A 17,835-nucleotide genomic window follows, 5' to 3' on the forward strand; every position below is an offset into this window, starting at 1 on the left:
GTCTCCGTGGTTGAGGAAGAGGCTGCTGCCGCCGAGGCCGTGCCGGTTGCCGAGGCGGTTGTGGAGGTCGAGCCGGAGGCTGCGCCTGCTGAGGCGGTGGTGGAGCCGGTGGTTGAGGCCGCCGTCGAGGTTGAGCCGGAGCCGGTTGTCGAGGCGGAGGTCGTTGCCGAGGCTGCGCCTGTCGAGGCGGAGCCGGTCGTTGCCGAGGTCTCCGTGGTTGAGGAAGAGGCTGCTGCCGCCGAGGCCGTGCCGGTTGCCGAGGCGGTTGTGGAGGTCGAGCCGGAGGCTGCGCCTGCTGAGGCGTTGGTGGAGCCGGTGGTTGAGGCCGCCGTCGAGGTTGAGCCGGAGCCGGTTGTCGAGGCGGAGGTCGTTGCCGAGGCTGCGCCCGTCGAGGCGGAGCCGGTTGTCGTCGAGGCCCCCGTGGCGGAGGAAGAGGCGCCTGCGGCTACTGAGCCGGAGGCCCCCGTCGAGGTCGAGCCGGAGCCGGTCGCCGAGGCCGCCGCGGGGCGGGGGGAGAAGCCTTCGATCACGCCGGGCAAGGCGGTGACGGCGTACTCGGCGGCGGAACTGACCGCGCTGGTGCGGTGGATCGACGGCGACGGCGAGAAGCGGTCGGACGACGAGCTGCTGCGCGCCGCGATGAAGGAGCTGGGCTTCGCCCGGCTGGGCCCGCGCATCAAGGAGGCCCTCGGCGCGGCGGTGGCCGAGGCGCGCGCCTGAGACGGCGCACATCATCCGACGCGGGGGCGCCCGGGGTTCCGGGCGCCCCCGCGTCGGCGTATCAGCGGTCGGCGTTCACCGGGCGACCGGCGGCGCGGCGACCCGTACCAGGACGGTACGGGTCGCCGTGTTTCGGCAGGCGTCGGTGACGGTGGCGGTGAACGCGTCGGTGCCGGAGAAGCCGCCGCGCGGGGTGTAGGAGAAGAGGCCGTTCGCCTGCTGGACGAGAACGCCGCGCGTGGGTTCGCTGTGGGCGGTGACGGTCGTCCCGCTCCCGGTGACGCCCTTGAGGACGTTGCCCGTGGCGTGGCCCTGCGGCCCGGAGGCGACGCGCAGCAGGCCCGGTACGACGACGGGCCGGGCGATGACGTACACGCGGTGGGCGGCGTGGTCGGAGACGTAGAGCCGCCCGCCGGGGGCGAGGGCGGTGCCCCAGGGGCCGGCGAGCGCAAGGGCGGCCGTCCGGGCGCGCGGGGCAGAGTAGAAGCGGGTGCCGTCCTCTGTCACCGCCAGTCCGCGGACGTCGCCCGGGGCGAGCCGCGCGGCGCCCGGTACGGGGGTGACCCGGCCGTCGCGGTCGATCCGCCGGACCCGGCCGTCGACGACGGCGTAGACGTTGCCTGCCCGGTCGGCCGTGAGCGGCCCGACGGTGGCCCCGGCGAAGTACCGGGTCGCCGCCTTGCCGCCGGGCGGGATCCGCCGCAGGCCGCCCGCCGTGCCTCCGGTGATGTACACCGAGCGGTCGCCGCCGACGGCGACGGCGTCGTGCCGGCCCGCCTCCGCGAGCAGCGTCGTCGTGCCGCGGCCGTCGGCGCCCACGGAGACGACCTTGCCCTCGCCGGAGACGTAGACCGTGCCGTCCGTGCCGACCGCGAGCCCGTACGGGGCGAAGTCGGTGGTCGCGAAGGTCGCGATGACGGGCGGGGCCCCGGGGGCGGAGGCGGTGACGCGGCGGATCGCGCGGTTCGCGGAGTCCGCGATGTAGAGCCGGCCCGCGGCGTCGGTGGCGAGCCCCGCGGGCCCGCGCAGTGCCGCGGCGGTGGCGGCGGCGCCGTCGCCGCCGTAACCGGGCACACCGGTGCCGGCGTAGGCGGCCGGGGCGCAGCCGGCGCCGGGGACCGGTGCGGCGGTGCCGGGGGTGAGCAGGACGGTGGCCGCGGCCAGCAGAGCGGCCAGCAGAGCGGCCGGCAGGGCGGCTACGGGGAGGGAGGGCCGGTGGCGGCGGCCGGGCCGTCCGGGGGATGGGCGCACGTCGGACTCCGCGGGGTGAGGTGCTGACGGGACGTCATCAATGTTGCAATCCCGGCCCGTCCCGGCGCGCCGGGTGACCCATCGGGGGGTCGCCCGAACGGTGGCGCGTTCGCGCCACGGCATCCACCCGTGGGACTCGTGTCGTGGTTACGCCACGGACGACTCGCAGAATTAACCTCATTCCCCTTGTCATGTCCGTTTCTACGCGCGTAACTTGAGCCGGTCCGCCGTGCGCTGCCCGGAATTGACGGGTCGTTGGGCCCTGATAGGAGAAACCCTCGTGCCGATCGCCAGACCGAGCCGACCCCGCAGCCGCGCCGCGGCGTTCGCGCTCATATCGACCGGAATCGCCGCGTCCGTCGTCCTGACCGGGCTGCCCGCCGCCCACGCGACCCCCTCGAGCGGGGCGGTCGTCGCCGAGGTGTACGGCGGTGGCGGCAACTCGGGCGCGACGCTGACCAATGACTTCGTGGAGCTCGCGAACGGCGGCTCGGGCGCGTACGACCTGTCCGGCTACAGCGTGCAGTACCTGAGCGGCTCCCCGTCCGCCTCCTCCAAGTGGAGTGTGACCCCGCTGAGCGGGTCGATCGCCTCCGGCGGCCGCTACCTCGTCTCCGAGGCCGTCGGCACGGGCGGCACGACGCCCCTGCCGGCCGCCGACGCCAGTGGCTCCATCGCCATGAGCGCCACCTCCGGCACCATCGCCCTGGTCAACGGCACCACCGCGCTGACCTGCATCACGGCCGCCGACTGCGCCGCCGACGCCCGGGTGGTCGACCTGGTCGGCTACGGCAGCGCGGTCGTCCGCGAGGGCAGCGGTCCCGCCGCCGGCGCGAGCAACACCGCCTCCGTCGCCCGCGGCGCCTCCCTGGCCGACACCGACGACAACGCGGCCGACCTCGCCTCCGGCGCGCCGAGCCCGGTCAACGCCGCCGGGCAGACCCCGGGCGGCGGCACCCCGGACCCGACGCCGACCCCCGAGCCGACCGAGCCCGGCACCACCCGGATCCACGACATCCAGGGCACCACGCGGGTCTCCCCGCTCAAGGGCCAGACCGTCACCCGGGTCCCCGGCGTCGTCACCGGCGTCCGCACCAGCGGCTCCAAGGGCTACTGGATCCAGGATCCGGAGGCCGACGCCGACGCCCGCACCAGCGAGGCCGTGTTCGTCTACACCGGTTCCGCCACGCCCACCGTCGCTGTCGGCGACAAGGTGCTGGTGACCGGCAAGGTGTCGGAGTACTACCCGAGCAGCACCACCCAGTCGGTCACCGAGATCACCGGCCCGACCGCCACCGTGCTCTCCGGCGGCAACGCGCTGCCCGCGCCGGTCACCCTCGACGCCACCACGGTCCCCGCCGCGTACGCGCCCGACGCGGGCGGCGGCAGCATCGAGGACCTGCCGCTCGACCCGGCCGCGTACGCGCTGGACTTCTACGAGGCGCACGAGGGCGAGCTCGCGCGGTTCTCCGACGCCCGCGTCACCGGCGGCACCACCCAGTACCATGAGGTGTGGGTGACGGTGAAGCCCGCCGAGAACCCCACCGGTCGCGGCGGCACGGTCTACGGCGCCTACGACCAGCCCAACACGGGCCGGATCAAGGTCATGTCGCTCGTCCCGGCCGCCGACGTCCCGGCCGCCGACGTCGGCGACACGCTGGCCGGCACCACCACCGGCACCATCGACTACGACGGCTTCGGCGGCTACAACCTCCAGGCCACGCAGCTGGGCACGCTGGCCGACAACAACCTCAAGCGCGAGGTCACCCGCAAGCAGAAGGGCGGCGAGCTCGCGGTCGCCACGTACAACGTGGAGAACCTCGACCCCGCCGACCCCGCCGACAAGTTCGCGCGGCTGGCCGACGGCGTCGTCACCAACCTCTCCTCGCCCGACATCGTGGCGCTGGAGGAGATCCAGGACAACAACGGCGCCACCGACGACGGCACCGTCGCCGCCGACCAGACCGTCCAGAAGTTCGTCGACGCCATCGTCGCGGCGGGCGGCCCCCGATACAGCTGGCGCTCGGTCGACCCCACGAACGACACCGACGGCGGTGAGCCCGGCGGCAACATCCGCCAGGTCTTCCTCTTCAACCCGGAGCGCGTGCAGTTCACCGACCGCGCCGGCGGCGACGCCACCACCGCGGTCCAGGCGGTCAAGTCCCGCAAGGGCCTGCAGCTGTCCGTCTCGCCCGGCCGGATCAACCCGACCAGCGAGGCCTGGAACGCCAGCCGCAAGCCGCTGGTCGGCGAGTTCCGCTTCCACGGCGAGCCGGTCTTCGTCATCGCCAACCACTTCAACTCCAAGGGCGGCGACCAGCCGCTGCACAGCCGCTACCAGCAGCCGGTGCGCAGCTCCGAGACCCAGCGGAAGCTGCAGGCCACCGAGGTCAACACCTTCGTGAAGTCGCTGCTGGCGGCCGACAAGCACGCCAACGTCGTGGTCCTCGGCGACCTCAACGACTACGAGTTCTCCGACACCGTGTCCACCCTCACCTCGGACGGCGTGCTGAAGGACCTCCTCACCACGCTCCCGAAGTCCGAGCGCTACACCTACGTCTACGAGGGCAACTCGCAGTCGCTGGACCACATCCTGCTCAGCCCGGGGCTGCGCAGCTTCGACTACGACGTCGTGCACATCAACGCGGAGTTCGCCGACCAGGCGAGCGACCACGACCCGCAGATCGTCCGCATCAAGCCGGACGACTGCTGACGCACCACCCGTGAGGGCGGCACCGGCGCGACGCCGGTGCCGCCCTCACGGCGTCACCGGGGGTCGGGCTCCGGATCGGGGAAGCCGCTGGCGGGCGTGTCGGAGCCGGTCCACGCGGCCAGCAGCTGCAGCGCGGCCTCGGAGGTGGAGCCCGGCTCGGCCGTGTGGATGCACATGGCCTGGTCGCTGTCGCCGGGGAAGACCACGTTCTCGTACGACAGGGTGAGGTCGCCGACGACGGGGTGGTGGTAGAGCTTCACACCGTGCGACTTCTGCCGCACGTTGTGGTCGGCCCACCAGGCACGGAACTCCGCGCTCTTGATGGTCAGCTCGCCGACCAGCTCGGTCAGCCCCGGGTCGTCCGGGTGGCGCGCCGCGTCCAGCCGCAGGGTGGCAACCGTCTCGGCGGCGTACTTGTCCCATTCGCGGTACAGGTCGCGCGCCGCGTCGTCGAGGAACATGAAGCGGGCCAGGTTGCGGTCGCGGTGCGGCAGCGCGTCGAAGTCGGTGATCAGCGTGCGGGCCAGCCGGTTGGCGGCCAGCACGTCCGTGCGCCGGCCCAGGACGAGCACGGGGGTGCGGTCGCCCAGCAGGTCCAGTACGCGGTAGACCTCGGGGCGCACCCGCTGGGGCCGCTGCGGGCGGCGGCGGGGCGGCTGGCGGTGCCGCGCCAGCTCGAAGAGGTACGCCCGCTCGGCCGCGTCCAGCCGCAGGGCGCGGGCGACGGCGTCCAGCACCGCCTCCGAGACATTGAGGTGCCGGCCTTGCTCCAAACGGGTGTAGTAATCGGTGCTCACCCCGGCCAGCCGCGCCAGCTCCTCCCGCCGCAACCCCGGCACCCGGCGCGGTGTACCGCTGACGCTGATACCGGCGTCCTGCGGGCTCAACCGGTTCCTGCGGGCCCGCAGGAACTCTCTGAGCTCGGCGTTGTGCTCCATGTGTTCCAGTATGGGCGGCCGATCATGAGGCGGCCCGGTGCGGGCGGGCGGTGCCTCCCGGCACCGCCCGCCCTACTGGCCGGAAGGGGGGCTCTCCTCCCGGTGGTCCAGCCGTTCCAGCCGCTCCTGGAAGCGGTCCGGCATCGTCCTGAGCCGCGCCGCCTCCGCCGCCGGCTCCTCGCGCAGCGGCCCGGCCGCGACGGGCTCGGGCGGTTCCCCGGTCACGTTCACCCAGGGCCCGGCCAGCCGCGCGAACTCCGCCGGCCGCAGGACCCGCAGCCCCGCCGCGCAACGGGGGCAGGCCGCTGTCAGGGCGCGCCAGCCGGGCAGCCCGGCACCGTCGCGCACGAAGACCCGCGCGGCCCGGCCGCAACGGCAGACGCCCATGCGCGCGGTGCGCACACGCTGCCGCGCGTAGCGCATCCCGTGCTCGTACCGGGTGTACGCGCCCAGCACGCTCACCTGGAGCACCACCGCGTCCCGGCAGTCCGTGGCACAGGTCAGGGCCTGTGCCTCGGCGGCCGTGTGCAGGCAGTAGAAGCCGCAGTCGCAGCCCCTCGCCGGGCTGCGGTGCCGCCGCCCGTAGCCGCACACGGCGTCGTCGAGGGCGCCGTACACGATCCGCCCGCCCAGCGACACGCCCCGGAAGCCCACACGGGTGCCGTCGTGCGACAGCATGGCAAAGGCCAGCTTGTACCCCGCGGGGGGCACCGCCGGCCGTTCCTCGGGCAACCGGCCCGCGAACCTCACCGCGCCGCGGCCTCGGCGGCCTCTTCGGCCACCGCGGCCCCCGCCTCGGCGCCGGCGGTCGCCTTCTCGTCCGCGGGTTGCTCCGCGAGTCCTGTGAGCTCCTCGTCCGCCTCTTCCGCGTAGCCGTTCGCCAGTGCCTTGCCCAGCCTCATTCCGGCCTCCAAGATCGGGCGAATCCCCTCGTACGTGCGGTACTCGGGCATCATGACGCATCGGCCCGCCCCGGGGTAGGGGGCCTCGGCCCGGACCGCCGCGATTTCCTGGCCTTTACACACAACTCCCGTCACATCCGCTATGCATGACGGCGCGTCAGCGTAAACTGGGAGGCGAGGGAGGCGTCATGGAGACGTATGTGACCATCGAACTCGAGGGCGGCAAGGACCCGGCCGAGGACCTGCGCAGACTCGAGGTCTGGCTGCGGGCCGACGAGGAACTGGCCCCGCTGGTCGCCCGCCGTGAGCGGCCCGCCGACGAGAGCATGGGCATCGCCTACGACCTGCTGCTCGTCATCCTCCAGGAGACCCTGCAGACCACCGCGCTCACCCTGCTCCGCGCCCTGCGCAACCATCTGCGCAACCAGCCCGGCGACTCGCTCACCGTCACCGTCCGCTCCGGGGACGTGGAGTGCGTCCTCACCGGCCGGGACACCCTGACCCGCGGCGAACTGGAGGCCATGGCGGCCCGCATCCGCCAGACGCTGGAGAACTAGCTCCGGAGAACCGGATCCGGAGGAGGAGACCGGGAAGAGACCGGGAAGAAGAGACCCTGGGGAGGTCCGGCGGGCATGCCGTACGAACCGTTCGCGTCCCGGTCGCGGGCGGTCCTGATCGGCGTCTCCAAGTACGAGCACGCCCGCGACTTCTCCAACATCCCCTCCGCCAACGCCAATCTGGGGCGGCTGCGGGCCGTGCTCGTCTCGGGATCGCTCGGCCGGTTCATCCCGCGCACCGTGGAGACCCTCGCCGAGCCGCGCACCCGCGACCGCGCGCTGCGGCTGATCGCCACCGCCGCCGCCCAGGCCCAGGACCTGCTGCTGTGCTACTTCACCGGGCACGGCTACGTCGACCTGGGGACCGGGGAGCCCGAGCTCTACCTGATGACCCGGGAGTCCACCAAGGACGGGGCCCGCCTGGACGGCATCCCGTACCGGGACCTGCTGAAGCTCCTCGCGTCCTCGCGCGCCGAGCGGGTCGTCCTCGTCCTGGACTGCTGCTACTCCGGCAACGCGGGCCTCGTGCCGCTGCCCGAGCGGCCGTTCTCCCTGATCACGTCGTCGGCCGTCGGCTCGCGCATCCACAAGGGGGACGGCATCGACCCGACGCCCTTCACCGGGGCCCTCGTCCGGGTGCTGGCCGAGGGCACCGACCCGTACGACCCGGTCACCGTGCAGGGCCTGGGGGTCCGGCTGCGCGAACTGGCCGACGAGTACGCCGCCACGCTCGACGAGCGGGTGGACTACGACCCCTGGTTCCCGACCGAGCGCTCCAGCAACAGCGCCGGCGACACCGTCCTGTCGCAGGCCCGGCTCACCCCGCGCCCCGCTCGCGGGACGCGCCCGCTGGCGCCGCTGCGCCGCCTCGCCCAGTACGCGGGCTTCGCCTGGACGTGGATGGCGGGACCGCACCAGCCGTACTGGCACCGCGCCGTCGGCATCGGTACCGCCCTGGCCCTGCTCGCGGGCGGCGTCACCGGCTGGGCGTGGGCGCACCGCCCCGCGCCGCTGTGCCCCGCCCCGCTCGAACTGCGCGTGCTGACCTCGCCGGAGACCCGCGCCGCGCTCACCGCCGTGCTCGACGAATTCCAGGACAGCGACGCCGCCGGGACCACCGCTTCCCTCGGCGGCCGGCCCGAGGGGTGCGGCCAGATCAACACCACCGTCTACGCCGCCCCGGCCGACCGTACGATCGCCGCCTTCCGCGCCTCCGCCGCCTGGGCGGAACCGGAACGGGCCTGCGGGAGCGGCGGAGGCTGCGCGATGCCGCTGCGCGACGTCGGGCCGCACCCGGACGTGTGGATACCGGCGGCGGGCACCGCGTACACCCGGGTACTGGCGGAGACCGAGCGCCCGGAGAGCGTCGTCGCCCTCGGCGGCCGGATCACCCTCGCGCACTCGCCGGCCGTCGTCGCCGCCACCACCTCGCTGGAGGGCGTCGGGCGCACCGGCAGCACCGCGCAGCAACTGGTGGACGCCGCCCACGCGCAGGGCGTGGTCGTCCGCAGCGCGGAACCGCACTCCTCGGACGCCGCCCTGGACCAGCTGCTGCACCTGGCTCCCGGCACCCGTGTGACCACCGACGCCGTCCCCCCGGCCGACGACCGGGCCCTGGCCTGTTCGGCCCGCACCTGGCTGGTGGACCGGCACGGCACCCAACAGGCCCTGCTGACCGCCGAGTCCACCCTGGCCGCTCTCGTCACCCCGGCCCTTGAGACCCGTCCCCCGTGTCTGGGCAACCAGTCCGACCCCTACACCGTCTACTACCCCCGCGACGTCCCGCCGCTCGACCTCACCCTCGTCCCGGTGACCTGGGAGACCGGCCGTGCCGACCGCGTGGACCGCGCCGATGCCGTGCACCGGCTCGCCACCTGGCTCGGCTCGGCGCCGGGGCAGCGGGCGCTGGCCGCGCAGGGCTTCCGTACGGACGTCACCGGCACGAGCGGTGCCGGCGACACGCCGCTGGACAGCGCGGTCTTCGTCGCCGACCCCCCGACCGGTGGCGAACCGCCCTCGCGGCAGGCCATCGAGGCCGCGCTGCGCGACCACGGCGACACCGGCGGTACCCGGCGGGACGTCCTCTTCGCCGTCGACGTCTCCAGCTCCGCCTTCTCCGGGGCCAATGTCTCCGTCGTCCGCTCCGTCCTGGCCCGCGCCGCCGGCTACCGGTACGGCATCGCGGCGGTGCCCGGCCGCACGGTCCTCCCGCTCGGCGCGCACGGCGCGGCCGCGCGGGACGCCGCGATCCGCTCGCTGGCGCCGGTCGAGCGCGACGCCCCCGTCGCCGCCGCCCTGCGCCAGTGGTCCCGTACCCTCGCGGACTCCCCCGGCGCCCTGCTCGTCCTCATCACCGACGACGAGGACAGCGCCCGCGTGGCACCGCCCGACCCTGACGTCCCCGTACTGGTGGTGTCCCTGGAGAGCTTCGGCTGCTCGCTGCGCTTCAACAAGGCGGTCACGGAGGGCGGCGGCGCCTGCCTGGCGGCGGCGCAGGACCTGCCGGACCGGGTCGCGGAGACGATCACCCGGCTCACCTCGGGAGGGTCATGAGAGCCGGGGGCCTTCCGGGTACGGGGGGGTGGAACGGACGGGCGCGCGCCGCCCGCCGGGACGGCGGCGAACCCGGATCGCGCGCCCGGGCCGCCCGGGCCGGCGTGACGACTCTGGCCGCCTCGACCGGCCGGACCGCTCTGACGGCCGTGGCCGGCTCGACCGCCGTGACCGAACGCCGCGCGCGCCGTGCGCGCCCTCCGTACCGGGTCCGCCGTGCGTACCGGGTCCTGGGGCTCCTGCTCCTGCCGGCCGCCGCCGCGGCCTGCAGCGGTTCCCCCGCCGTCCCGGCCCCGCCCCCCGACCGTTCCCGTCCGATCGTCGTCGCGAGCGACGCCGATCTCACCGCGGGCGGGCAACCCGGCGTCCGCCGCGCCCTGATCGACGAGTGGAACCGGCGCAATCCCTCCCGGCCCGCCCGCCTCGTCGAGCTCCCCTCCGCCTCCGACGAGCAGCGCAGCGAGCTGATCGGCGCCTTCCAGTCCGGTACCGCCGCGTACGACGTGGTCAACCTCGACATCAGCTGGATCCCCGAGTTCGCCGACAGCGGGCTGCTCCGTCCCCTCGACCCCGCTCTCGTCGACGGCGACTTCCTCCGCCAGGCCGCGGACGCGGGCCGCTGGAAGGGCCGCACGTACGCGGTGCCCTTCAACACCGACGTCGGTCTGCTGTACTACCGCACCGACGACCTCGCCAAGGCCGGCCGCCGCCCGGCCGACCTGCGCGAGTACGCCAAGGTCGGGGATCTGCTCGCCGACGTACGCCCCCTCGGCCACGCCGCCTACACCACCCAGCTGCGCGCGTACGAGGGCCTCACGGTGAACACCCTGGAGACCTTCTGGACCGCGGGCGTCGACCTCGTCGACGGCGACGGCCGCTACGTCGGCACCGAGGACGGGCTGCGCGAGGGCCTGGACGAGCTCGGCCGGCTCGGCGCCGCGAACAACCTCAATCCGGAGTCCCTGGAGGCCGACGAGTCCGTCACCCTCGCCCAGTTCACGGAGGGCCAGAGCGTGCTGATGCGCAACTGGCCGTACGCCTACAACCGGCTCGACGCCACCCTCGCCCCCGGCGTCCGCTTCGGCGTGGCCCGGCTCCCCGGGGTCGCCGCCCTCGGCGGGCAGAGCCTGGGCGTCGCGGCGACCAGCGACCGCCCGGACGACGCCGCGGACCTGATCCGCTTCCTGACCGGCCGCACTGCCCAACATGCCCTGCTCGGGGCGGGTTTCGCCCCCGCGCGGCGGTCAGCATACGGCGCCGGGGATGTCAACTGTGACGATCCTCACGACCCCCGCGCCTGGTTCTTCGACCGCCCCGAGGGGCGCGGCTCGGAACCGTCACCCTCGCCGTCGGCCGCGACCCCCGGTTACACGACGCTGCTGTGGTGCGCGCTGCAGGCCGCCAGGGCCCGTCCGGCGACCGCTCACTACGTCACGTTCACCCGGGTCCTGCAGCGTGAAGTGCACGGGATGCTCACGGCGCACCGCAGCGCCGACGCCACGGCGGAGCGCCTCGACAGCCGATTGGGCCGTGCGTTGGGTGGCCGAGGTCCGGGGTGACCATCACTCGCCGTGAGCGCGGCGCTCCCTTCCGCATAACGACTGATGCACACTCACATTTCCCGTAGGTCACGGCAGTCGCGGCTCAATGTCCGCTTCTGTCCTGTCCATCCACATAGATTCCCGTCATGAACTCGCTTGAGTGGCTTGGAATTGGCGGGCGCCTCTATTAACGTTCGATAACGCAGCGCGGTCGTCCCGCCGCCGACAGGGCGGCGCCGTGCGCTTGCCGAATCCCGTCCGCGGGAACCGGGGAACCACTTCCTGGGGTGAATCGGGGGCCTTCCACGGTCCTCGTAGGAGACCTTCCTGCTCCGAACCCGTCAGCTAACCCGGTAGGCGAGAAGGAAGGAAAGGAGTGCGCCCGCGTGGCGTCGAACGAGCCTGCCCTGATACCCGGACAGCAACAGGGGTCCGTCTCCGCGTACCCCGATTGGGACACCGGCGAGTGGAACATCGCCGCCGGCTGGAACCCCCCGGCTGCCGAGCAGGCACCGCCGACGAAGAACGCGATCGACGGCTGGGACACCGGCGAGTGGAACATGGCCGCCGGCTGGTTCGACGAGGCGGCCTCCCAGGCCACCACCGCCGAGCCGGAGACCGCCGCCGAGCACGAGGCGTACGAGAGCGGGCCGGAGGCCTACGACACCGTCGCCACCGCCCACCCGCGCCACGAGGACGAGTCCGACGAGCCCGAGGGCGGCCCGCGGTTCGGCGGCGCACCCTACGAGGGCCCGCAGGCGGAGCCGTGGAACCCCACCGAGGAGTCCACCGGCCCCCGTCGCGCCCGGCACCGCGTCGCCAAGCAGCGCTCCATGGGCCGGGGTTCCGCGGTCTTCGGAGTCGCGGCCGTGGCCGTGCTGGGCGTCGGAGGGGTCGCCACCGCCGAGGGCAAGAACCCGCTCCCCGTCTCCCTGCCCGAGGTGTCCCACCTGCCCGGCATCGGAGCCCTGGTCGGGGACGACAGCGCCCCCGAGGCCAAGCAGGTCGCCGAGGCCCTGCGCCCCGACGCGGGTGAGGCCCTGCGCAACCGCATCCTCGACCAGGCCCAGCAGCAGCGGAACGCCGCCGACCGGTCCGCCAGGAACGCCGCACAGCAGGAGGCGGTGGCCAAGGCCGCCAAGTCCGCGGCGGCGGAGCGGGTCCGCGCCGAGGCCGCGGCCAAGAAGAAGGCCGCGGCGGAGGCCGCGAAGAAGCTGGAGGCCGAGCGCCTGGCCGAGCTCGCCAAGAGCTTCGTCAAGCCGGTCGCCTCGTACACGCTGACCGCCGGCTTCGGCGAGTCCAGCTCGCTGTGGGCCAACACGCACACCGGCCAGGACTTCGCCGCCCCGACCGGCACCCCGGTCAAGGCCATCCACAGCGGCACCATCACCGAGGCGGGCTGGGCCGGTTCGTACGGCTACCGCATCATCCTGACCCTCGACGACGGCACCGAGCTCTGGTACTGCCACCTCTCCTCGATGATCGTCACCTCCGGCAAGGTCAGCACCGGTGACACCATCGGCCGCGTCGGCGCCACGGGCAACGTCACCGGCCCGCACCTGCACCTGGAGGTGCGCCCCGGCGGCGGCGACCCGATCGGCCCGCTGGGCTGGCTCCGCAGCAAGGGCCTCTCCGTCTGAGGCACCCCGACTGCCGGTGACGACACTGACCCCGGCGGTCCTGGTGAACCCCCGACACCAGGACCGCCGGTCCGTCGTTTCCGGCCTTCGGTGATCGTCTACGGGACGACGAAGTTGTAGAGCTCGGAGATCCTCGGCGGCCCGCTCGGCTCCGGGAACCCGGACTCCTTGGCTGCGGGCATCATGATCTCCATGAAGGCCTCCAGCGCCTGCGCGGACTGCCAGACGTTGACCAGCCGCAGACCCTCGTTGGTGATCACGGCGGCATGCGAGAGAAGCCCCGCAGGAGGATGCTCGGGCCCGAACCCCGCGCGGTGGTTCGCTTCCTCGTACTGCAGGGCCGTCACACCGGGGAACTCGACCTCCGTCAGGACCGCCATGGGAACCTCCCGCCTCCCACCGACTCGCCTACGCCCCAATTTCCTCCGGCTGCACCCCGGCCGCAATCCGGAGCGCCCGGCTACAGCGCCTCGAGCCGTACATCCGCGGAGTCGCAGGCGGCCGTCTCGTCGGCGTAGACCTCGCACACCGGCCGTCCGTCGGGGGTCATCGTGTGCTCGACCTCCCAGAGGCTGATCTCCTCGCCGGTCGCCAGCAGGAAGGCGTGCTCGTAGAGCGTCCAGCCGGCGACCCGGCCGGTGCCGATCCGGGTGTGCCGGCCGGTGACGTACGCGATGTCGTGGCCCACGGCCGAGCCCAGCCGGCTGAGCAGCTCCTCGTCCGGGACGTCCGTGTTCTCCGCGCGCCGCAGCACCCGCCAGGCGTGCTCCGCGGAGTGGTCCTCCCTGTACTGCCGGGGCCCGGGCGCCAGCTCCATCGCCAGCTGCGGCAGCCGCGCCAGCCACTCCGCCGCCTCCGCCTCCAGCTCCTCCGGCGAGGGCTCCCCGAAGCGCGCGTCGATCACGTGCTGGGCCGCGGCGAGCTCCTCAGGGTCGGAGTACACCTCGTACAGCAGCCGGTCGGCGCCGGCGCCGGTGTTGTGCTCGATCTCCCAGAGCAGCTGTGTGCTGCCGTCGGCCAGCAGGAACGTATGCCGCAGCGTCCGCCGGATCAGCCGCCGCGGCGGCCCCTTGCGCTGGCGGAAGGACGCCAGCTCCGTGCACCCCATCAACGCGGTCGCCAGCCGCCCCAGCACGCGGTCCTCGATGTCGAAGGCGTTCTGTGCTCTGGCCAGCACCACTTCGACGTCCGCCGGACCCGCCCCACCTGGTCGCGCGTTCCCCATGCGGTCCTCCTGCTCACGGCATTCCCCGCGCACCACTGCGAGCACTCAGCGTAGTGGTTTCGGCGCGCTGCGCGTCGGGTCTCCCGGAAAAATGGTGCACCCCCGCCCGTAGGAGGCGCGTAAGCCACGGATCGCACGCCGTCTGCTGCCACTATGCGCCCATGCGCGCACTCTTCGTAGGCCTCTGCACTCTCGATGTCATCACGCTCGTCGACCACGTCCCGGCCCCGAACGAGAAACTCACCGCCCGCACCCAGACCGTCGCCGCCGGCGGCCCCGCCACGGGCGCCGCCGCCACCTTCGCCCACCTCGGCGGCGAGGCCGTCCTGCTCACCGCCTTCGGCGGCCACCCCCTCGCCGCCGCGATCGACGCCGACCTCGCGGGGCTGGGCGTCGACGTCATCAACCTCACCGCGGACTCCCCGGAACCCCCGGCGGTGTCGACGATCCTGGTCACGGCGGCGACGGGCGACCGCGCTGTCGCCTCCACCAACGCGACCTCATGGACCTCGGTCTCCCCGCCCGGGGACCTCTCCGTCCTCGTCGCCGACGCCGACCTCGTCCTCGTCGACGCGCACCACCCCGCGCTCGCCGTCCCCGCGGTCCGCCTCGCCCGCGCCGCCGGGGTCCCCGCCGTCCTGGACGCGGGCAGCTGGCGCCCCGCCACGGCCACCCTGCTTCCCTACGTCGACATCGCGGTCTGCTCCGCCGACTTCCACCCCCCGGGGACGTCCACCCCCGCAGAGGTCCTGGCCTTCCTGCACGACGCCGGCGTCCGCTGGCCCGCCATCACCCAGGGGGCGTCCCCCATCCTCCGACCCGGCGGCCACATCCCCGTCCCCGTCGTCTCCCCCGTCGTCGACACCCTCGGCGCCGGCGACGTCCTCCACGGCGCCCTCGCCCACCACCTCGCCGCCCACGTCACCACCCGCCTCACCCCGGCCGCCTTCGACGCCGCCCTCCGCTTCGCGGCGGACACCGCGGCCCGCTCGTGCGCGTCCTTCGGGACGCGGGCGTGGATGCGGGGGTGACGCCGTCCGGCCCGTGGCGTGCGGATCAGGAGCGCCCGCGGCTCCGCCCCGCGAACAGCGTGAACAGCACCACGCTCACGCCCAGCACGGCCCACCCCACGGCGGTCTCCGACAGTGACGTCTGCGTGTGCTTCGGCAGCAGTGACAGGCACCCGAGCACGACGAACATCGCCCCCAGGTAACTGAGCCCCGCCGTCAGCACCCAACGCATCAACCGACCCGTCCGCACATTCGCCGACTTGTTGCCCATGGGGATCCCGCCTTGCTCCTTGACGATGCCGCGGCACCGGGGGCCGGGCTGTACCGGCCCTCCGCAGTGCTTCAACGCCCGCCCACAGTCGCCGACACGGGCGTACGAAATGACGAATTCACGGGTGTTGCTCACGGGGCTGGTGTGAATGAGCTAGCGGCGCGTGTGGCGGGGCCCGATGGCGCGAATCCCGGCACGCGCTGGGCCGTTGATCGGGCGCCGACAACCACTTGTGCCCATCTGTGTCGCAGTTCGGAGGGCTGTGGGTCAGCGTTCGCGGAACCTGGTGCCCCAAAAGACGAGGGCACTGAGCGCGGCGCCGACCAGGAACACCAACCACCCGACCTCTGCATCGGAGAACGAGTCCTGAGCGGCGCCCGGGAGCAGGGCCAGGCAGACGGGCACAAAGACAGCCGCGACCACGAAACTCCCCAGGACGGTCAGCACACTGCGAAGAATCTTGCTCCGCAGTGCTGATTGCAGGCCATTGCTCATTCTGATGCTCCGGTCTCACTACTTGATGATGTTGTGACACTGTGTTCCGCGCTTGGCACCAGCAGCGAAGAAGTCAGCGCACGCCTTTCCGTAGTGCTTCAACGTCCGTCGCGTCGTGTCGATGCGGCCCATCGAGCTCAGGTCTGCGCAGCTCTGGTGTACCGGCCCCTTGCTGACGAGGTACGTGCGGCCATCCGTGTCGGAGTACCGCCAGTCGATGTGCCAGTTGCACCAACGGCCGCCGGCCGTGTCACCGCCGAGAGTGTCCTGGATGGACGCCTCCTCCCGAGTGATAGTGCGTCCCGAGCCCTGGATGAAATGACCGATGGATGTCGTCGGCAGGCAGAGTTCGACACCCTTCGCATCGAAGCAGAATCCGGTGACCTTCCCGTATCCGACGGCGCTTGCCGAGGCCGGAGAACTGGATGCCGCGAAGAGAGCGGCCGCACTGGAGATCACGAGGGCAACGGACCGGTGGAGAGGCTTCGCGGCGCGGTCGTCGGGACGCATCAGGGGGCTCCGATCTGTGGAGGCGTTGATGCTCCGGGAACGTCGTCAACCGCCCCTTCGATACGTGCTGTTGCTGTCTGATGACACTTTGTAGCTCTATGGAGTGCTGCAGGAACCTTTCCGTCACAGTCCCGCGACGACGAAGGGTGTTGGCGGGCCGATTGCCGTTTCCGTGACAGGGGATTGAGCGATATGCGCACTTAAATATCGTGCATGGGAGTGCAGTTGCAGGTTCGGGCGTTCCGTGCCCGGCTGCAGGTGGAAGTGTCGCCGAGCCGATTTAGTTATCGCGGGCTGTCTTGTCGGGGGCTACGGCTCTTGTCGCGGCGATTCTCGCTTCGATGGCGGAGGCGATAGTCGCGGGGTCCTCGTGCTCCCAGTAGCGGAGGACCGTCCATCCCATGTCGATCAGATGCTGGGTCGTCTCGCGGTCACGCGCCATGTTGCGATCGAGCTTGATCCGCCACCACTCGGCGTTCGCTCTAGGGCTGGTTGCATGCTGTGGACAGCCGTGCCAGAAGCAGCCGTCCAGGAAGACTGCGATCTTGAGCTTGGCGAAGGCGATGTCGATAGTCCGGCGGGGCATGTCCGGCACGGGCACATTCACGCGGTAGCGATATCCGACGGCGTAGAGCAGTCGCCGGACGGCCAGCTCGATCGCGGTGTCTCGTGAGACCTGCTTGCTCATGCGGGCTGAGACGCCGGGTGATGATGGGGGAGCAGGCACACGGCCATTGTGCCGGCGGGCGTGAAGCGGAAGTCAAGGCGCGTTGCGTAGCCCAAGGGGAAGTGGCGCGTCGGGCGGGTCAGCGCGCCCCGCGGGCGCAGCATGGCCCCATGGAGCAGAGCGAGACGCCGGTCACGGACGGGTTCGAGCAGGCGATGGAGGCGTTGCGGCGGGCGCCGTACGGGGTGGTGGACGAGGCGCTGTGGGAGGTGGAGGGGAGCGCGTTGCGGGAGGCACGGGGGCATCTGGAGGCGTGGGAGCGGGTGGTGCGGGGGCTGGGGGCGGGGCGGGGGACGGAGCGGGGGGAGCTGAAGTGCCGGGACGGGGTGGCTGGGCTGGTGCGGAAGCTGCCGGGCCCCGTGGCGGAGTTGTTCGGCGAGGCGCTGGGGGAGGTGGACGGGCGGTACCTGGAGCTGACGGTGGAGGACGCGGCAGCGCCCGGCGGGGAGGGCGGCTGGTGGTGGGGGCGGCGCCCGCGGGACGGGTGGGCGTGACAGTGGGCGCGGGCACACTGGACCTATGTGCCGAAGCATCAAGACCCTGCGCCCGCCGATGACGCCTGAGGTCAGCGAAGAGGACATCCGGGCCGCGGCCCTGCAGTACGTGCGGAAGATCTCCGGGTTCCGGGCGCCGGCGGCGCACAACCGGGAGGCGTTCGAGGAGGCGGTGGACGCGGTGGCGGCGGCCACGCGGGAGCTCCTGGCCGGGATCCAGGTGCGAGGGCAGCGGGCTTCCTAGCCCGGGTCTGCCCGGGCCCTTCCGCGGGTGCCTCGTCATGCGTC

General features: G+C 72.9%; 19 protein-coding genes and 1 riboswitch. Of the genes, 9 read left to right on the forward strand and 10 right to left on the reverse strand.

Annotation, left to right across the window (positions count from 1 at the left end; genetic code table 11):
- Positions 1 to 720: hypothetical protein (locus tag ACWDAS_RS04685; RefSeq protein ID WP_450387362.1), on the forward strand; the 720-nt coding region annotated here is incomplete at its 5' end.
- Between the two features lie 75 nt (positions 721 to 795).
- On the opposite strand, the gene ACWDAS_RS04690 is transcribed toward ACWDAS_RS04685, so the two are convergent.
- The gene (locus ACWDAS_RS04690; protein ID WP_450387363.1) at positions 796 to 1,971 is read right to left on the reverse strand and encodes an Ig-like domain-containing protein; all 1,176 of its coding nucleotides are present in this window, start codon (positions 1,969 to 1,971) and stop codon (positions 796 to 798) included.
- A 334-nt stretch (positions 1,972 to 2,305) separates the two neighbouring features.
- Between ACWDAS_RS04690 and ACWDAS_RS04695 the strand changes: the two genes are divergently transcribed.
- On the forward strand, positions 2,306 to 4,684 hold the full coding sequence (locus tag ACWDAS_RS04695) for an endonuclease/exonuclease/phosphatase family protein (RefSeq protein WP_450387616.1): 2,379 nt from the start codon (positions 2,306 to 2,308) through the stop codon (positions 4,682 to 4,684).
- A gap of 53 nt (positions 4,685 to 4,737) precedes the next feature.
- Here the strand turns inward: ACWDAS_RS04695 and ACWDAS_RS04700 are convergent, their stop codons facing one another.
- From ACWDAS_RS04700 to ACWDAS_RS04710, 3 genes are all read right to left on the reverse strand, one after another.
- The gene (locus ACWDAS_RS04700) at positions 4,738 to 5,622 is read right to left on the reverse strand and encodes a helix-turn-helix transcriptional regulator (RefSeq protein ID WP_450387364.1); all 885 of its coding nucleotides are present in this window, start codon (positions 5,620 to 5,622) and stop codon (positions 4,738 to 4,740) included.
- A gap of 72 nt (positions 5,623 to 5,694) precedes the next feature.
- On the reverse strand, positions 5,695 to 6,333 hold the full coding sequence (locus ACWDAS_RS04705) for a hypothetical protein (protein ID WP_450387365.1): 639 nt from the start codon (positions 6,331 to 6,333) through the stop codon (positions 5,695 to 5,697).
- A 35-nt stretch (positions 6,334 to 6,368) separates the two neighbouring features.
- A complete protein-coding gene (locus ACWDAS_RS04710) occupies positions 6,369 to 6,524 on the reverse strand; it encodes a hypothetical protein (RefSeq protein WP_450387366.1) in 156 nt (51 codons plus the stop codon).
- A gap of 188 nt (positions 6,525 to 6,712) precedes the next feature.
- Between ACWDAS_RS04710 and ACWDAS_RS04715 the strand changes: the two genes are divergently transcribed.
- From ACWDAS_RS04715 to ACWDAS_RS04730, 4 genes are all read left to right on the forward strand, one after another.
- On the forward strand, positions 6,713 to 7,081 hold the full coding sequence (locus tag ACWDAS_RS04715) for an effector-associated constant component EACC1 (RefSeq protein ID WP_450387367.1): 369 nt from the start codon (positions 6,713 to 6,715) through the stop codon (positions 7,079 to 7,081).
- 75 nt (positions 7,082 to 7,156) lie between these two features.
- The gene (locus ACWDAS_RS04720; protein WP_450387368.1) at positions 7,157 to 9,634 is read left to right on the forward strand and encodes a caspase family protein; all 2,478 of its coding nucleotides are present in this window, start codon (positions 7,157 to 7,159) and stop codon (positions 9,632 to 9,634) included.
- A gap of 104 nt (positions 9,635 to 9,738) precedes the next feature.
- A complete protein-coding gene (locus ACWDAS_RS04725) occupies positions 9,739 to 11,193 on the forward strand; it encodes an extracellular solute-binding protein (RefSeq protein ID WP_450387369.1) in 1,455 nt (484 codons plus the stop codon).
- A 217-nt stretch (positions 11,194 to 11,410) separates the two neighbouring features.
- Positions 11,411 to 11,550: riboswitch (cyclic di-AMP (ydaO/yuaA leader) on the forward strand.
- Between the two features lie 11 nt (positions 11,551 to 11,561).
- The gene (locus ACWDAS_RS04730) at positions 11,562 to 12,815 is read left to right on the forward strand and encodes a M23 family metallopeptidase (protein WP_450387370.1); all 1,254 of its coding nucleotides are present in this window, start codon (positions 11,562 to 11,564) and stop codon (positions 12,813 to 12,815) included.
- Positions 12,816 to 12,913: 98 nt separating this feature from the next.
- Here ACWDAS_RS04730 and ACWDAS_RS04735 read toward each other — a convergent pair whose 3' ends face one another.
- Both ACWDAS_RS04735 and ACWDAS_RS04740 read right to left on the reverse strand, forming a co-directional pair.
- A complete protein-coding gene (locus ACWDAS_RS04735; protein WP_450387371.1) occupies positions 12,914 to 13,195 on the reverse strand; it encodes a hypothetical protein in 282 nt (93 codons plus the stop codon).
- Between the two features lie 80 nt (positions 13,196 to 13,275).
- Positions 13,276 to 14,040 carry a DUF6227 family protein gene (locus tag ACWDAS_RS04740; RefSeq protein WP_450387372.1) on the reverse strand — a complete coding sequence of 255 codons (765 nt, stop codon included), beginning with the start codon at positions 14,038 to 14,040 and terminating at the stop codon, positions 13,276 to 13,278.
- A 161-nt stretch (positions 14,041 to 14,201) separates the two neighbouring features.
- On the opposite strand from ACWDAS_RS04740, the gene ACWDAS_RS04745 reads away from it, so the two are divergent.
- Positions 14,202 to 15,071 (forward strand): PfkB family carbohydrate kinase, encoded by an 870-nt coding sequence (locus ACWDAS_RS04745; RefSeq protein WP_450387373.1) that lies wholly within the window; start codon positions 14,202 to 14,204, stop codon positions 15,069 to 15,071.
- A 25-nt stretch (positions 15,072 to 15,096) separates the two neighbouring features.
- Here ACWDAS_RS04745 and ACWDAS_RS04750 read toward each other — a convergent pair whose 3' ends face one another.
- The 4 genes from ACWDAS_RS04750 to ACWDAS_RS04765 form a co-directional block, all read right to left on the reverse strand.
- Positions 15,097 to 15,456 (reverse strand): hypothetical protein, encoded by a 360-nt coding sequence (locus tag ACWDAS_RS04750; protein ID WP_450387374.1) that lies wholly within the window; start codon positions 15,454 to 15,456, stop codon positions 15,097 to 15,099.
- A 132-nt stretch (positions 15,457 to 15,588) separates the two neighbouring features.
- Positions 15,589 to 15,816, reverse strand: a complete 228-nt coding sequence (locus ACWDAS_RS04755; RefSeq protein ID WP_450387375.1) for a hypothetical protein — start codon at positions 15,814 to 15,816, stop codon at positions 15,589 to 15,591.
- 18 nt (positions 15,817 to 15,834) lie between these two features.
- The gene (locus ACWDAS_RS04760; protein ID WP_450387376.1) at positions 15,835 to 16,326 is read right to left on the reverse strand and encodes a hypothetical protein; all 492 of its coding nucleotides are present in this window, start codon (positions 16,324 to 16,326) and stop codon (positions 15,835 to 15,837) included.
- Positions 16,327 to 16,606: 280 nt separating this feature from the next.
- The gene (locus tag ACWDAS_RS04765) at positions 16,607 to 17,014 is read right to left on the reverse strand and encodes a very short patch repair endonuclease (protein WP_450387377.1); all 408 of its coding nucleotides are present in this window, start codon (positions 17,012 to 17,014) and stop codon (positions 16,607 to 16,609) included.
- A 149-nt stretch (positions 17,015 to 17,163) separates the two neighbouring features.
- Here ACWDAS_RS04765 and ACWDAS_RS04770 point away from each other — a divergent pair, with 149 nt between their 5' ends.
- Both ACWDAS_RS04770 and ACWDAS_RS04775 read left to right on the forward strand, forming a co-directional pair.
- The gene (locus ACWDAS_RS04770; protein WP_450387378.1) at positions 17,164 to 17,547 is read left to right on the forward strand and encodes a hypothetical protein; all 384 of its coding nucleotides are present in this window, start codon (positions 17,164 to 17,166) and stop codon (positions 17,545 to 17,547) included.
- 25 nt (positions 17,548 to 17,572) lie between these two features.
- On the forward strand, positions 17,573 to 17,791 hold the full coding sequence (locus tag ACWDAS_RS04775) for a DUF2277 domain-containing protein (protein WP_450387379.1): 219 nt from the start codon (positions 17,573 to 17,575) through the stop codon (positions 17,789 to 17,791).
- Positions 17,792 to 17,835: the final 44 nt, after the last annotated feature.

The sequence above is a fragment of the Streptomyces sp. NPDC001070 genome, from assembly GCF_053598835.1.

What these genes read in the sequence shown, in the direction of transcription:
- ACWDAS_RS04770 (WP_450387378.1), top strand. Translation starts at nt 17,164, where the DNA reads ATGGAGCAGAGCGAGACGCCGGTCACGGACGGGTTCGAGCAGGCGATG.
- ACWDAS_RS04775 (WP_450387379.1), top strand. Translation starts at nt 17,573, where the DNA reads ATGTGCCGAAGCATCAAGACCCTGCGCCCGCCGATGACGCCTGAGGTC.
- ACWDAS_RS04765 (WP_450387377.1), bottom strand. Translation starts at nt 17,014, where the DNA reads ATGAGCAAGCAGGTCTCACGAGACACCGCGATCGAGCTGGCCGTCCGG.
- ACWDAS_RS04720 (WP_450387368.1), top strand. Translation starts at nt 7,157, where the DNA reads ATGCCGTACGAACCGTTCGCGTCCCGGTCGCGGGCGGTCCTGATCGGC.
- ACWDAS_RS04700 (WP_450387364.1), bottom strand. Translation starts at nt 5,622, where the DNA reads ATGGAGCACAACGCCGAGCTCAGAGAGTTCCTGCGGGCCCGCAGGAAC.
- ACWDAS_RS04755 (WP_450387375.1), bottom strand. Translation starts at nt 15,816, where the DNA reads ATGAGCAATGGCCTGCAATCAGCACTGCGGAGCAAGATTCTTCGCAGT.
- ACWDAS_RS04740 (WP_450387372.1), bottom strand. Translation starts at nt 14,040, where the DNA reads ATGGGGAACGCGCGACCAGGTGGGGCGGGTCCGGCGGACGTCGAAGTG.
- ACWDAS_RS04745 (WP_450387373.1), top strand. Translation starts at nt 14,202, where the DNA reads ATGCGCGCACTCTTCGTAGGCCTCTGCACTCTCGATGTCATCACGCTC.
- ACWDAS_RS04735 (WP_450387371.1), bottom strand. Translation starts at nt 13,195, where the DNA reads ATGGCGGTCCTGACGGAGGTCGAGTTCCCCGGTGTGACGGCCCTGCAG.
- ACWDAS_RS04715 (WP_450387367.1), top strand. Translation starts at nt 6,713, where the DNA reads ATGGAGACGTATGTGACCATCGAACTCGAGGGCGGCAAGGACCCGGCC.
- ACWDAS_RS04710 (WP_450387366.1), bottom strand. Translation starts at nt 6,524, where the DNA reads ATGAGGCTGGGCAAGGCACTGGCGAACGGCTACGCGGAAGAGGCGGAC.
- ACWDAS_RS04760 (WP_450387376.1), bottom strand. Translation starts at nt 16,326, where the DNA reads ATGCGTCCCGACGACCGCGCCGCGAAGCCTCTCCACCGGTCCGTTGCC.